Source organism: Fervidobacterium pennivorans DSM 9078, assembly GCF_000235405.2.
Classification (GTDB): domain Bacteria; phylum Thermotogota; class Thermotogae; order Thermotogales; family Fervidobacteriaceae; genus Fervidobacterium; species Fervidobacterium pennivorans.
In genome coordinates this window covers 323858-338436 of the sequence record NC_017095.1, presented here as the reverse complement: position 1 = coordinate 338436, position 14579 = coordinate 323858, and the positions used below count along the sequence as shown (strand labels likewise).

The following is a 14579-nucleotide window of genomic DNA, read 5'->3' as shown; positions in this document are numbered from 1 at the left end:
TCCGATAATATAAGTAGAAAAAAAATTAACCTGTCACGCCCAAAGAATGGTGGTGACACAATGAGAATAGAAGAATACAACGTAGCACTTTTCTCCGAAAATCTTAGTTTGAACTATGTTAGAAACTCGTCGAAGATTCGCACATACAGGATGCCTTCAACTATCGAAATTACGGTGCACGAGAAGGCATCAATAATTGATGAAAAGACTTTGAACAAAATAAAGATATTGAAGATGATGCTTGAAAAACTTACAGGCAAAAAGCTAAAAATTTACCTACCGGGTCCCCAGTACGAAATTTCCGTAACTAAAAAAGATGCTCAAGACGTTACAGAGATTGAAAGCGAGATGGAAACACTTAACATTCAGTACTCGAATTTCTCAGCGAATGGTCAGGTGAGAACAAAAGATGGCAGGATTATAGATTTCTCAATACAACTATCTCTTTTCCAGCTTAGCTATTCTTACGAAAAGACTTATGGAAAGGTTGTAGACCCTCTAATTCTTGATTTGAAAACTCCAACTAGCAAAAAACAATTAGTAGAACTTGATTTGAATTTCGATGGAGAAGTGGATAAATTCTACATTGGTGGCGGAAGAGGAATATTAGTATACGACAAGAATGGAAATGGAAAGGTAGACGATGCAACAGAATTGTTAGGACCTGTAACAAAAGATGGCTTTTCTGAACTTGCCAAGTTGGATAGCGATGGTGATAATTGGATAGACGAAGATGATTTGGAATTCTTAAAATTGAAAATTTGGACAACCGATGAAAACGGGAGGGAAAAACTTGTCGGTTTGCTTGACTTAAATGTCGGAGCTATATTTCTTGGAAGTGTAACCACGCCATTTGATTACTACGATTCCGTTGTAAGGCGAACTGGCATTTATCTTACGGAAGATGGAAATGTCGGAACAGTCAGGCAGTTCGATTTCAAAGTCTAAAATCTATATTCCCGGCCCTAATGCCTCTATGCTGGTACACATAACCTCACCTTACTAAAACTTTCGTCCACCTGAAAAGGTGGACTTTTTTGTTTTCAGTGATTTTGGTATAATTTTAGTAAAAGCCAGTGTAATGTGAATGCTAAAAGGAGAGATGGGAATGGCCAAAATTTCGGATGTAATTTCACCCGTTGAACTCAGGCATAGACTTCATATGGCTCCAGAACTCGCGTTCAACGAATACAACACTCAACGAATACTTGTTGAAGCGTTGGAAAAGCTTGGAGCAAGATATGAAAAAGTCGCTAAGACAGGGTTAGTGGTTCTTATCGAACGTGAGCCTACGAAACCTTCTGTTCTTTATCGAGCCGATATGGATGCACTTCCTATAAAAGAAGAAACAGGTTGGGAATTCGCTTCGAGAAATGAAGGCTTAATGCACGCATGTGGGCATGATATCCATATGTCCGTATTGTACGGGGTGATTAAAAAAGTATTAGAAGAAAAAATCGAAGGAAATTACGTTTTTGTCTTTCAACCAGCTGAAGAGACTATCGGTGGTGCGAAATACGTCCTCGATGAAATGAGGGAGAAGTACAAAGTAAAATACGCAACGGCATTGCATGTGACAGATGAATACGAACTTGGGGAGTTTGCTTCAACCGATGGAACGTTATTTGCTTGCGCAATGGAGGTCACAGCTAAATTCAAAGGATTATCAGCACATATCGCACAAAAAGAAAAAGGTATTGACGCTATTAAGAAAGCGGTGGGGTTTCTTTCTGAGTTCTATGATAACCCTATTGACAATGCGACAAAAGGTCAAAGGGTGTTGGCAGGTTTTGGAAGAATATTTGGTGGAAGTGTTCGAAATGCCGTTGCAGATTTTACGCAAATAGAAGGCTCTATCCGTGGAGAAACACTCGAAATCGTCTTGGAAAGTTTCGAAAAATTGAAAAAGATGACAGAGAAATATGGAGGCAATCTGGAAAAAGGTAGCCTCTACCCACCTGTCATCAACAATGCGAATCTATTTGAAGTTTTCAAGGATTTCCTTAATAAAAACTCATATAAATTCATAGATTGTGGGATGAAATACACGGGTGAAGATTTTGGATTCTTCACCATGAAATATCCATCTATAATGTTTTGGGCTGGTGTTAGAACTAAGAACAAAATCGTTGGATTACACAACCCACAGTTCCTTCCAGACGATGAGGTTGTTCCATACCTCGTTGATTTTATGGTAAAATGGTTGGTTGAATTGTACAATCACATCTAAGTTCAACTAAATAAGAAACAGAAAAGAGAAATAGAAAGGAAGGTGTCATATGTGATTGTATTCATGACAGATTGGGGTAATTCACATTACGTTGGAATCTGTAAAGGTGTAATTCGTCAGATAACAGACGCGGAAATTATAGACCTCACACACAATATCACACCGTACAACGTGCGGGAAGCAATGTACATATTAGACAGAAGTGTTGACTACTTCCCTGAAAAATCCGTTTTCCTGGTTGTAGTAGATTACGGTGTTGGAACTGCTAGAAAAGCTATAGCTGTCGAGACAGAAAAATATTATTTCGTCGCACCTGACAATGGTGTTCTTACTTTAGTCTTGGAAAGACACCAGCCAAGAAAAATTGTAGACCTTGTGAACAAAAAGTATCACTTTGGAACGTCCAAGACCTTCCACGGACGAGACATTTTCTCTCCGGCTGCCGCATATATCACAAAAGGTATTTTCGATGATTTGGGAACGAGATTGCCAAGTTACGCCACCGTGCCTTACCGAAAGGCTCATCTGAGTGCCACGGGTATCTCCGGTGAAGTAGCTTATTTCGATAGATTTGGTAACATAGAAACAAATATACCTTTCGCTTGGGTTGCTGACAAAGAACAGGTAAAAATAAAAGTTGGAAATAAAACCGTTCTCGTCCCCGTTGTTGAAACTTATGCAGATGTAGAAGAAGGGGAACTGTTAGTACATGAAGATAGCACAGGATACTTAGAAATTGCTGTAAACAAAGGAGTTGCGAGAGAACGGTTTAAATGTTTCGAAGGTTGTGAACTGGAAATTCTCTTCTGAGAGACAAATAGAAGAGGTGGTCTATGAAGCGATACACAAAGGTTATTAAAATTATTTGGATTATTCTTCTGATAACAATTTCACAGACCCTAATTGCAGGCGAACTTTTCGAATTCGCCTATGTGTTTTTAACCTCTCGCAAAGTGCCAGAAAACCATGCAAAACTCATGGCTAAAGCCTTGGAAGAGGAATCGAAGATAGTTCCGAAGAGTGTGGATCCTTTATACATCCTTGCCTTTGGCCTTACGGAAACAAATTTTATGAACATTTTCGGCGACCAAGGTAAAGCCGTTGGTTATTTTCAGCTCCACGAAAACGCAGTGTTTTACGTAGCTAATTTCTACGAAGATATTAGACAATTCAAACAACAACACAGAAATCATGCAGAACTCATTAATTATCCAGATTGGCAAGTAAGAATTGCGTATCGATACATCTACTTAACCCTTCGCTATGTATTTGATTGGGACCTTGCGAGAGCGATATCTGCCTACAACGGGCGCTCGGATAAGTATAACATTTATACCGTCAAGTTCTTCAGCTACTATGCGAATATAATTAATGAATACGTCTCATTTTTACATTCAAAAAGTTTAAGCGCAAGGAAATAATTTTCTAATTACTAACAACACTGAGCAGGTGATTTATATTGAGACTGACCATAGGAAAATACATTCCAAAGGATTCCCTGATTCACAACTTAGACCCCAGAGCAAAGATGATTTCAGTCCTCTTTCAGGTTACTAGTGTTATGCTCGTTAAAAACCTCTTAGGTTATATTATCCCTGTGGCTTTTTTTATTTTATTCATGGCACTATCAAGGATCAAGCCGGTTGTTTACTTGAGAAGTTTGAAAAGCATGTGGTTTTTGATAGTCTTTGCTGTTGTTGTTCAGTATTTCATAGGTGGTATATCTTCCAGCCTTTACATAGGTTTGCGATTATCACTCATCTTTCTTTTTGCCACGATGTTCACTTACACAACTCCTCCACTACTGACGGCACGAGGTATCGTAGATATTCTTAAATACTTTGGTATAAAAGACGAACAGCGAGAAGATTTCGGCATGATGCTTGCGATATCAATCCGTTTCATTCCCATACTACTTGATGAAGCTGACAGAATTATCAAAGCTCAGATATCTCGAGGTGCCAAGTATTCTGAAAAAGGTCTCAGAAACAAACTATCTGCAGTTACGAGCATAATAATTCCTTTGTTAGTTTCTTCATTAAGAAAAGCTGAAGAGCTATCCCTAGCTCTTCAGGCTCGAAAGTACGGTATAACGAAAAGAACGCATTACTACACACTCAACTGGTCGAGAAGGGACACAGTATACCTTACTGCAAACGTAGGATTGATACTCGGAGTTTTAATAATGCGAATATTTTAGTGTTCAATAACTTCACAAAATCTCTTGTAGATCTCGTCGATTTGCTCTCTGGTTATATTTAGTGGTAGCAGGAACCGGACAACGCCGTTTCCCAAGATATTAACCAAGAGTCCTTGGTTTATAAATCTTTCTATCCACTTTGAATCAACAGCTAACTTCGGCTTTAGTCCTCTCATCAATCCCATACCGAGTACATCACCAAGTTTTGAAAAACGTTCTTCAAAATACTTACCCATTTCTACAACATGGTTTAACAAATGTTCATCAATCATCTCCAAAATCGCTCTTCCTGCAGCAAGTGCTACTGGATTGGGAGCAAAAGTAGAACCGTGTTCACCTGTTTTAAAAACATCAGCATATTCCTCAAGCATGATACATGCTCCAAGTGGTAGTCCGCCACCTATACCCTTTGCCACAGTGACAATGTCTGGTTGAATTGAAAAATGCTGATACGCATAAAACTTTCCTGTTCTACCAAGTCCACTTTGGACTTCATCAGCTACGATAAGATAACCATGTTCTTTTTTGTACTCTGATATCAACTCAACAATCTCTTGTGGAATAACGTCTAAACCACCACTACCATGTACTACTTCCAAAAAGACCGCCGCTATGTGTTCTTCGTCTTCCAAAAATCTCTTTACAGTTTCATAATCATATGGAAGAAAAACGACGTTTTCATCATTAATGAACTGACTTCTTATGTTTTCAAATCCAGTTACGCTCAATGCACTTAAAGTCCTTCCATGAAAGTTTCTAACGAACGAAAGTATCTTACCCGTCTTCTTGACCTTCCTGACCACTTTTAGGGCACATTCTGTACTTTCTGCACCTGAGTTTGTGAAAAAAACTCTTCCGTATTTCCCCGTCTCCTGGACGAGTCTTTGCGCAACAAACAAGGCATCGTCATCAAGGAAAAAGTTCGAAAGATGAACGTACTTTTCCATCTTTCTTTTCATGGCATCTATTATCTTCTCATGGTTGTGTCCAAAAAGAAGCACGCCAATACCCATGAACGTATCTAAATAAGGTTTTCCATCTTTATCCCATACATAAATTCCTTTAGCATGTGATATCTTGATGGGATACCTGTTATACGTGCCAGCTACATATGTCTCTCCCATCGCACTGTGCATTTAAATTCCTCCCCCATTTTTTTCAGGTTTACAAATCAAAAGCCTTGCAAATACTTTTCACCAGTTCCTCTGCCACGTTTTCTGGAACCAAAACGGAGATTTTGATTTCTGATGTGGTTATTAGCTCCGGTTCAACACCATGTTCGGAAAGCACTTCTAAAAGTTTTGAAGCAACACCGTAATGAGACCTCATGCCTGTTCCAACAACAGTGATTTTTGAAAATTTCCCATAGAAATGGTATTTAGCACCGTAATCAGAAAGTGTTTCGTTGAGCAATTCTTCTATTTTGTCAAGCCTTTCAGGAACAACTGTGAACGACACGTGTGTTGATGTACCGTTCTTTACGAGAGATATCATATCGACGTTTATCCCTTTCTCTGCAACTCTCTTGAAGATATCTGTTACCACTTTTGCATCATTTGGCAAGTTCATTATAGAAACCTTTACCTGATTTTTGTCCAAACTAACCCCTGTAACAAGTGGTTCTTCAAGCCATTCAGGTATTCTGTCAACCACCCAAGTTCCCTCCTCATCGCTAAATGATGAACCACAGTAGACCCGCACGTTGTATTTTTTGGCTATCTCAACTGAACGTGAATGTAGTACCTTTGCACCAGTTGCTGCCATTTCGAGCATATCATCGTACGTAACGTACTTGAGTTTCTTTGTCTCAGGATAAAGTTTTGGGTCGCACGTATAAACACCTGCAACATCACTGTAAATCTCACAATCGCACTTCAATTTGGCAGCCAAAGCCACTGCTGAAGTGTCCGAACCACCTCTACCAAGTGTTGTAAGATGCTCGTCTTCGGTAATTCCTTGGAAACCAGTTACGACAAGCACATCGTAACTGTCGAGATATTCTCTCAGTTTCCTGACACTGATATCCATTATTCTCGCGTTGTTATAAGACTTTGTGGTTAGAATTTTGACCTGAAAAGCGTTCAAAGAAATTGCATTAATGCCCATATCTTTCAAAGCCATTGCAACAAGAGCACACGAAACCTGTTCGCCTGTGGTAAGAAGCATATCAAGCTCTCTTTCGTCGGGTTTGCTTGATACATTCTTGGCAAGTGAAATCAAATTGTCAGTTGTCTTACCCATTGCAGAGACAACGGTCACCACTTTGTAACCTTCTTGGACTTTCTTTGCTATTCTACGTGCAACGTTTCTGATTCTGTCAGGGTCAGCCACAGATGAGCCTCCATACTTTTGAACAATTACTCTACTCTGAAGAACGTTTCTTGTCAATCCCTCTCACCTACCTGCTCTTTGAATAGCTTATCTGTTAATTTCTCTGAGACTTTCCAAAATTTGTGTCTTATTAGCTGTCTTTTCATCGACCTTTTTGATTGCCTTAGCTGGAATGCCTGCAACAACAGTGTAAGGTTCCACATCATCAACGACAACCGCACCGGCGGCAACAACAGCATGATGACCTACTCTTACACCTTCTAAAATCACAGCGTTTGCACCAACAAGAACATAGTCCTCAATGATAACAGGTGTTGCACTTGGTGGTTCAACAACGCCCGCCACAACCGCACCAGCACCTATATGACAATACTTTCCAATTCGAGCTCGTGCACCAATTACAGCGTTCATATCAACCATTGTCCCTTCACCAATTACAGCGCCGATATTGATTACAGCTCCCATCATTACAACCGCTTTTTCACCAATTTCAACGAGCTCGCGGATAATTGCACCTGGTTCTATCCTCGCGTTGAATTGGGATATATCTGCCAGCGGAATCGCCGAATTCCTAGCAACGTACTCCACTTTGTATTTTTCAATTCCTTCATTCCTAAGCACCTGTGAGATGACTTCAAAATCTCCAAAAAGCACTCCAAAATCTTTTCCAACAACGAAATCAAATTCAACTTCTTCAGATTTGTACTTGCCAAAATCAATGCCATCTAGAACCCCAGAAATGTACACCCTTACTAAGTCCTTTTTCTTGCTTTTCGCAATAATCTCGATAATTTCTTCACTTGTTAATTCTCTTACACTCTTTTTAATACCCATCCTAACCCCTCCACACACCAATTATCTGGCTTGCGCAGATTCCAAAACGTCATCATAGCTAAAAAATCCCTTTTCCTTTTCCAGAACAAACAGCGCTGCGTTCCTTACCCCTATTGCAAACGCCCTTCGTGATAAGGCTCTATGTGTGATTTCAACAGTTTCACCTGAGTTAGAAAAAATCAACGTATGTTCACCAAAAACACCTCCAACCCTTATGGAACTTATAGGTATATCTCGTCCCAATGCTTGTTTAAGCATCTTGGCAGTACCAGAAGGAGCGTCCTTTTTCATATTATGGTGAATTTCAACCATAGCTGCATCCCAATCTTCGAAGTAAGACGCGTATTCCTTTATAATTCTTCTTAAAATTGCGATTCCTGTTGAAAAGTTATAACTCTGAACCACGGGGACATGTTCAGCCAATTCTTTTAGCTTTGCAAAATGTTCCTCGGACAGAGCAGTTGTCCCTATCACAAGTCCGCAGTTGAATTTCCTGCACAGTTCAATTGTTTCAAAAACAGCATCAGGGGATGAAAAATCAATTATCACTTGCGGTCGCTCGATTTCCTCAAAAACCCCCATATCTTTTCTCAAAACGCACAAATCACCTAACGAAGAGAAATAACTTTGAATCTCCGCACCCATTTTCCCGTTTGCACCCACTAAACCGTATCTTATCTTCACTGTGTTTAGTCTATTCATTCTATCGCCCCCAGGTCCTTAAGAATCACCCTTAGTCTTTCCACAGTTGATTCTTTTGGTGGAACAAGCGGTAGTCTGAATTCGTTTTCCATTAATCCCAACAAGTGCATAGCTGCTTTAACAGGAAGTGGGTTGGTTTCTATAAAGAGGGCTTTGAACAATGGGATAAGCTGCGTGTGAATTTTGAGGGCTTTTGAGATGTCACCTGAAAAGATTGCATTGACCATCTCTACAATCCGAGTGGGAACAACGTTCGAAGCTACAGATATTACTCCCTTGGCACCTGCGCATATCATATGAAATGCTCTATCATCGTTTCCTGAGTAGATGTAAAAATCGAGGTCCTTTGTCAGTCTGTAAATTTCATCAGACTGAGCAACATCAGGATTAGCCTCCTTTATCGCTTTTATATTTCGACACTCCACTGCTAAGCGTGCCACGGTCTCAGGCGATATATTCACTCCGGTTCGAGAAGGAACGTTGTAAATGATAATTGGGACATCAAGTCTTTCTGATAGATACTTGTAGTGTGCGTAAAGACCTTCCTGTGTAGGTTTGTTGTAGTAAGGAGTAACTATTAATACACCATCAGCACCAAACTTTTGCGCACTCAAAGAGAGTTCTAAAGTCTTTTTCGTATCGTTGGTCCCGGTTCCAACAATAACTTGAGCTTTACCTTCACAAATCTCTTTAGTTAATGCTGTCAAACGCTCTCTTTCTTCAACCGTCAAAGTAGCACCTTCACCTGTTGTTCCGGCAACGATAATAGCGCTTACACCACTTTCAATCTGCCATCTCACAATCCTTTTGTAACTTTCGTAATCAACCTCACCGTTCATGAACGGTGTTACTATCGCAGTTCCAACTCCATGAAACATACGCATCTGACCTGATGAATTACTCATGTTCGACTCCCCCTTCCAAATATATTCCATCAGTCTCAAAAAGCACATTGAGAATTCCGCCTTTTGTTTGGGCCGTTAACCTATCTGGTATCCTGTTATCTTGAAGAATATAATACTTAACAAAATATGCCGTAGCCGTCGTTCCTGAGCCACAGGATAACGTTTCTCTTTCAACACCACGTTCAAACGTCCTAATCTCAAACGTACTTGAATCTAAGACATTAAACAAATTAACATTGGCATCGAACTTATGTCTAAGCAACCTTGCGATTTCCATATCAAACCCCCAGATTGCTTTTCCAACGTTCATAACAAGGTGGGGTACGCCTACTGTAATCAGTATTCCTTCAAAACCTGAAAGTTCTTCTTGAGGCACGAAATAATTAACAACAGGGTCTGGCATTTGGACAAAAATTTTCTCTCCAATGTATCCATTAAGCACACCTGCGTTTGTTTCCAAGCTAACTTTTCCAAAAACGTTGAAATAATCTGAGAGAAATTTCAAAAACGTTCTTGCTCCATTTCCACAAAAGGTTGCTCGTTTACCATCTCTGTTAAAATAATCCATAAAGAACCGATTACTATGTCGTTCAACAAAGATAACTCCATCCCTCTCTTCGACAACCTCAAGCACAATCTTTTCCTTTTCTACATCGTTTAGAGTTGTCTTTGTCGCATCGACAACGACGAAAGTATTACCTGTTGCTGAGTATTTGCAAATTAAATCAACCCCGAGCTTTCTTAACTCATCTTCCCTCAACTTCCTCCGCCTCGCTTTCGACAATCAAGTCAGAATTCAATTGACTGTGTAGCTTCAAAATCCTAACGGCATTCGTTGCAGCTCCAACTCTCAGATTGTCAGCTACAACCCACAATCCAAATGTGTGCGCATCAAACAGCCTTATTCTACTAACGTGGACATAGTCATCACCAGCTACTTCTATTGGTGTAATGATATAGTCATGAACTACTACATCCTCACCTGAAGCAATAGTTTCTACTAAGTCTTCTTTTGACATTATTGGGAAGAGAGTTCGAGCTACAATACTTTCCGAATGTCCCACCCTAACAGGAACCCTTACAGTTGTTGGGAATACGGCTATAGACCTTGAATTCAATATTTTCCTTGTTTCGTTTATCATCTTCCACTCCTCTTGAGATATATCATCTTTTAAATCACCTATGAGTGGAATGACGTTGTGGGCTATCTGTTTTGGGAAAACCGTATATGTTGTATCACCGGCAAGTTGCCTTTCGTATTCAACAATAGCCTTGTGACCTGCCCCGGAAACTGCCTGGTATGTTGAAACAAATATCTCGTGTAAATGGTATCTGTCATGCACCCTGTAAAGCGCTAAAACCATTTGAATAGTTGAACAATTCGGATTTGCAACAATTCCACGGTATCCCTTTAACAGTTTTCCGTTTATTTCCGGAACGACAAGCGGAATTTCTGGGACCATCCTGAATGCAGATGAGTTATCAATTACCGTTGTTCCCGCTTCTGCTGCAATTGGTGCATATCTTCTTGAAACATCTGCACCAACTGAGAAAAGTAAATAGTCAAAACCTTCCCTCATAGCTTCTTCCGTGAGAACCTCGACCTTCACTTGCACACCTTTGAACGTTAGAGTTTGACCGGCTGACCTTTCCGATGCAAAGAGCCTGAGTTCAGAAACTGGAACCCCGCTTTTTTCAAGAACCTCGACCATCGTTCTTCCAACTGCTCCTGTTGCACCTACAACACCGACCTTGAACCCCATAGAAAATACCTCCTTTTTTATGATGGATTGAAGTATTCATAAGCCTAATAAAAAAGCGGGCTACAGTTTTTCACTGTAGCCCGCTTATGGTAGTCTTTTGTTACTTGCTTGCGTGGGTTTTTATCCCAAGCCAAACGCAAGCTGACCACCATAAAGCGGGCAGCTGCGTTTAGCTTTAGATTTCATATTGATTTCAATATTCATGATGTTTTCAGCTGATAAATTCAAATAATCAAACACGCTATGACGTCCTCCCGACTAAATTTCATTAAATCTCTGTTTTACTCGTTTTTTCTTGCTATTTCTTAGGCAGCTTATTTGTCCATATTATATCACAAGACTACCATATCTTGTCAATACATGATTTTAACTAAAAAAGCCCTCCGTTAAAGGAGGGCAAAAACTATGAGCAAAGAGCATGGGAAGGGATTTACTATACAATCTCTTTGAAACCTTCTCCGTAAACAAACCTCGCCTCGTTCACAAGAAAGAAAGCTTTTGGATCGACATTTCTGATTGCGTTGACCAATTCATGAAGTTCTCGTCTTTTCAAGACAACCAACAACACATTACGTGGCAGATTAGTATACCCTCCTTTGGCTTCGAAGACAGTGCAACCTCTACCTAATTCCGATAAGACAAAATCCCTGATTTCGTCAATTCTCTCGGAAACGACCCATACGTTTACAGAAAGTTCCAAACCTTTCATTACAAAGTCAATAGTTGTTCCGTTGACTATTATGGCAAGTATCGAATACAAACCCGTATCAATGTTGTAAACAAGCCCTGCGGCAAGACCTATGGCAAAGTCGATAAATAAAATTGACATACCGAATGGTGCCCCAAAAAATTTATTCAATATTTTTGCGATAATATCAGTCCCGCCTGTTGAGGCATTTTGGGAAAAAGCGATAGCCATACCAATGGCAGTTAGTATATCCCCAAAGAATACAGCAAGAATCACATCTTTGCCTTGATACTTGTAAATAGGCACTATTCTATCGAAGAAATCTATCAAAAAATTCAACAAAAAAGTGCAGTATATTGTTTTAAAACTGAAGTCAAATCCTATTATCAGGAATGCTGTCAGAAAAAGGGCAACATTGATAATATACATCCATATCCCCACCGAAAGCGGGATTAATCTGTTCAAGACAATTGCAAGACCTGATGCTCCACCAGCTGCAATGTTGTTAGGAATTAGAAAAATAACCAATCCAAGGGCTGTGAGTAGCACTCCAAATGAAGAGAGGAAATATTCTTTTATCAATTTCTCCAAGCGTCTCTTACTTCCCACGGAAATTTCACCACCTTAACTCCTAATTCCTTTAGTCTTCGTTCCTTAAAAGAAACTTTTCCCCTTTCTCCTTCAATAATTGCTCCCGCATGCCCCATACGTTTCCCTTCTGGAGCATGTCTACCTGCAAAGAAAGCAACGATGTTTTCTGGAGAGAACCCTATTTTTATTGCGTGCTCAACACCTCTTACCTCATCTTCACCACCAATTTCACCAATCAAGAGAACTTTTTCATAACCTATATTTTTTACTATTTCAAAAGCCTCTGAAACAGTTGTCCCAACAATTGGGTCTCCACCCAACCCAAGTGCTGCGCCAACGCCTGGACCCTCGCTGAGATGTTTTGCTGTTTCATACATCAACGTACCGCTTCTTGAAATGATAGCTACATCACCTGCTTTAAAATACTTTTCTGGCATAATACCGACCTTAACTCGCTCGTGTGGGTTAATAACACCTGGGCAATTAGGACCAACTATTCTAGCTCCTTTTTCTTTTGCCAATTTCAACATCTTTATCGTATCGTGAACAGGAACATGTTCAGTTATTATTACATGGTTTACCACACCATTGTCAACAGCATCTTTAAACGCTTCCAAAACATTCTGTGGCGGAACGAAAAAAATAGCAGTGTCTGGCTTTTCAAAACTCTCACTGAGGCTTTGATAGACTGGCACACCATCCATGCGTTGTATATGTTTGTTCTTACTCACCACACATACTACATTCGTCCCGTATTCAATCATCCTTTTGAGGTGATAACTTCCATATCTTCCTGTTCCGCCGTAAACACAAACTGTATTTGTTTTAAAAAACATCGTTAACACCCCTCTTTTGAACCTTCTCATCTTCTTGAAGTCTTTCAATTAAATCTTTCATATCGTCAACAGCATAAATTCCGTGCTTTTTTAATAATTCTTTTGCCAGAAATTCGTTGTTTCCAGACAACCTAATATAAATTTCGAAATCTGGGTCTTCTTCTTTAAAATTCACAACGCCTTTGGCTATTTCCAAACAATCGGTGATGCCCCCAAAGATATTCAAAACTGCTTTACTACACAAAGACATGACTTTTTTCAACGCCTCGTAAACACTTTCCATTGTTGCACCACCGCCCAAATCACAAAAATTAGCTGGTTTGTAACCATGCTCAACAAGTATATCTATCGTTGCCATAACAATCCCTGCACCACAGCCAATCACGCCAATTTCTCCATTTTCAAACGGCACGAAAGAATTTGTTTCTTCAGTATCCTCATATGCCCACAATTGTCTATACAGCGCACTGTCATCCACATGAAACACGGCATCTAACGCGTAAAAATCTCCGTCTTTAAAAACAAAAGGATTAATCTCGAGCAACGTTAAATCGTATCTTACGAATATATCGTACAACTGCTTCGCAAATTCCTGAAGGTCTTTGGGAAGTTCTCGTATGTTGCTTGTACGCAGCACTTTGTCTGGATATTTCGATGCAAATTCTTCTATGTCCACACCACCAACCTCAGAATACACAAACACAACGTCTCTGACATTTCTGTCGATTGAAAGTGAAATGTATCTCTCAGTGTCATGCGGAATGTATTCTTCAACTAATACTCCGTAGGGTTCCTCTCCTTTTATCTTCATCCCCAAAATCTTCCTAATACCTTCGAGACTTTTTTCCAAATTTTCGGCGACCACAATTCCGCCGGCTTTCATCCTCCCACCAACTAATACTTGAGCTTTAAGGACCTGCGGAAAACCGAGCCTTTCCAAGCACTTCCTTAAAGACTTTTCTTCTGCTAGTTCTTCGGATGTTACCAAATAGCTTCTTGGTACTCTTACTTTTTCCGCCCTCAGGATATCCTTTGCCAAATACTCGTGAATCTTCATACCTTTCTACCCCCTTTCGAGATTTAAAGAAAAATACCCCCAAAAATCGATGGTTTTTGGGGCACCCATTCCCTTAAAGGCAGGTCTCCCGACTCGTGGATCACCCTACTCCCTGCGCCTTCCCAGCATTAAAGCCAGTGGCATTTTGCAGGTTTCGTCCCCACTCACGGTGGCCCGACCGTCCCGGATTTTCACCGGAGTTCCCTTTTAAGCACGTAAGTGCACCTTTAAGGGGAGGGAGTATTAAATTTTTGTGATTTAAAATTCTTATTATCCAACAAAAATGCTAACTTACTCGTTTGCAAAAATCAACCCCAAACTAATGACCTTTTGAGGCTATTAATAGCTGTTAAACGACAACATTTAATTATTTTCACGTTTTGCTTTTGTTCCGTTAACTCTATAAAGCAGAAAGAATTTCCCAGCACGCACAGTATCGAAA

General features: G+C 40.0%; 15 protein-coding genes and 1 riboswitch. Of the genes, 5 read left to right on the top strand and 10 right to left on the bottom strand.

What is annotated here, in order from left to right:
* Window positions 1-60: 60 nt before the first annotated feature.
* From FERPE_RS01570 to FERPE_RS01550, 5 genes are all read left to right on the top strand, one after another.
* Entirely contained in the window at window positions 61-948 is an 888-nt protein-coding gene (locus FERPE_RS01570; protein WP_014450929.1) for a hypothetical protein, read from the top strand.
* Window positions 949-1108: 160 nt separating this feature from the next.
* Window positions 1109-2230 carry a M20 metallopeptidase family protein gene (locus FERPE_RS01565; RefSeq protein ID WP_014450928.1) on the top strand — a complete coding sequence of 374 codons (1122 nt, stop codon included), beginning with the start codon at window positions 1109-1111 and terminating at the stop codon, window positions 2228-2230.
* Window positions 2231-2281: 51 nt separating this feature from the next.
* Window positions 2282-3040, top strand: coding sequence for an SAM hydrolase/SAM-dependent halogenase family protein (locus tag FERPE_RS01560; protein WP_014450927.1), 759 nt, complete (start codon window positions 2282-2284; stop codon window positions 3038-3040).
* Between the two features lie 23 nt (window positions 3041-3063).
* Complete coding sequence (locus tag FERPE_RS01555) at window positions 3064-3651, top strand: hypothetical protein (protein WP_014450926.1); 588 nt, start codon at window positions 3064-3066, stop codon at window positions 3649-3651.
* 38 nt (window positions 3652-3689) lie between these two features.
* Window positions 3690-4430 carry an energy-coupling factor transporter transmembrane component T family protein gene (locus FERPE_RS01550; protein ID WP_014450925.1) on the top strand — a complete coding sequence of 247 codons (741 nt, stop codon included), beginning with the start codon at window positions 3690-3692 and terminating at the stop codon, window positions 4428-4430.
* On the opposite strand, the gene FERPE_RS01545 is transcribed toward FERPE_RS01550, so the two are convergent.
* From FERPE_RS01545 to FERPE_RS01500, 10 genes are all read right to left on the bottom strand, one after another.
* Window positions 4427-5566 (bottom strand): aspartate aminotransferase family protein, encoded by a 1140-nt coding sequence (locus FERPE_RS01545; protein WP_014450924.1) that lies wholly within the window; start codon window positions 5564-5566, stop codon window positions 4427-4429. The two genes, FERPE_RS01550 and FERPE_RS01545, sit on opposite strands and share 4 nt — an antisense overlap.
* 28 nt (window positions 5567-5594) lie before the next feature.
* On the bottom strand, window positions 5595-6818 hold the full coding sequence (locus FERPE_RS01540; RefSeq protein WP_014450923.1) for an aspartate kinase: 1224 nt from the start codon (window positions 6816-6818) through the stop codon (window positions 5595-5597).
* A gap of 30 nt (window positions 6819-6848) precedes the next feature.
* Window positions 6849-7595 carry a 2,3,4,5-tetrahydropyridine-2,6-dicarboxylate N-acetyltransferase gene (dapD, locus tag FERPE_RS01535; protein ID WP_014450922.1) on the bottom strand — a complete coding sequence of 249 codons (747 nt, stop codon included), beginning with the start codon at window positions 7593-7595 and terminating at the stop codon, window positions 6849-6851.
* Window positions 7596-7616: 21 nt separating this feature from the next.
* On the bottom strand, window positions 7617-8273 hold the full coding sequence (locus FERPE_RS01530; RefSeq protein ID WP_041263051.1) for a 4-hydroxy-tetrahydrodipicolinate reductase: 657 nt from the start codon (window positions 8271-8273) through the stop codon (window positions 7617-7619).
* Window positions 8274-8293: 20 nt separating this feature from the next.
* Window positions 8294-9175: a 4-hydroxy-tetrahydrodipicolinate synthase gene (dapA, locus tag FERPE_RS01525; RefSeq protein WP_041263049.1), complete on the bottom strand. Its 882-nt coding sequence runs from the start codon at window positions 9173-9175 to the stop codon at window positions 8294-8296.
* 19 nt (window positions 9176-9194) lie between these two features.
* Window positions 9195-9962, bottom strand: a complete 768-nt coding sequence (gene dapF, locus FERPE_RS01520) for a diaminopimelate epimerase (protein WP_014450919.1) — start codon at window positions 9960-9962, stop codon at window positions 9195-9197.
* On the bottom strand, window positions 9949-10965 hold the full coding sequence (locus FERPE_RS01515; protein ID WP_014450918.1) for an aspartate-semialdehyde dehydrogenase: 1017 nt from the start codon (window positions 10963-10965) through the stop codon (window positions 9949-9951). Before FERPE_RS01515 ends, dapF begins: the two co-directional genes overlap by 14 nt.
* 433 nt (window positions 10966-11398) lie before the next feature.
* Window positions 11399-12262, bottom strand: a complete 864-nt coding sequence (locus tag FERPE_RS01510; RefSeq protein WP_014450916.1) for a YitT family protein — start codon at window positions 12260-12262, stop codon at window positions 11399-11401.
* On the bottom strand, window positions 12232-13080 hold the full coding sequence (locus FERPE_RS01505) for a succinate--CoA ligase subunit alpha (RefSeq protein ID WP_014450915.1): 849 nt from the start codon (window positions 13078-13080) through the stop codon (window positions 12232-12234). The genes FERPE_RS01510 and FERPE_RS01505 overlap by 31 nt, the downstream gene beginning before the upstream one ends.
* Window positions 13070-14137 carry an ATP-grasp domain-containing protein gene (locus tag FERPE_RS01500; RefSeq protein ID WP_014450914.1) on the bottom strand — a complete coding sequence of 356 codons (1068 nt, stop codon included), beginning with the start codon at window positions 14135-14137 and terminating at the stop codon, window positions 13070-13072. The genes FERPE_RS01505 and FERPE_RS01500 overlap by 11 nt, the downstream gene beginning before the upstream one ends.
* Before the next feature lie 61 nt (window positions 14138-14198).
* Window positions 14199-14381, bottom strand: a riboswitch (cobalamin riboswitch).
* Window positions 14382-14579 lie beyond the last annotated feature (198 nt).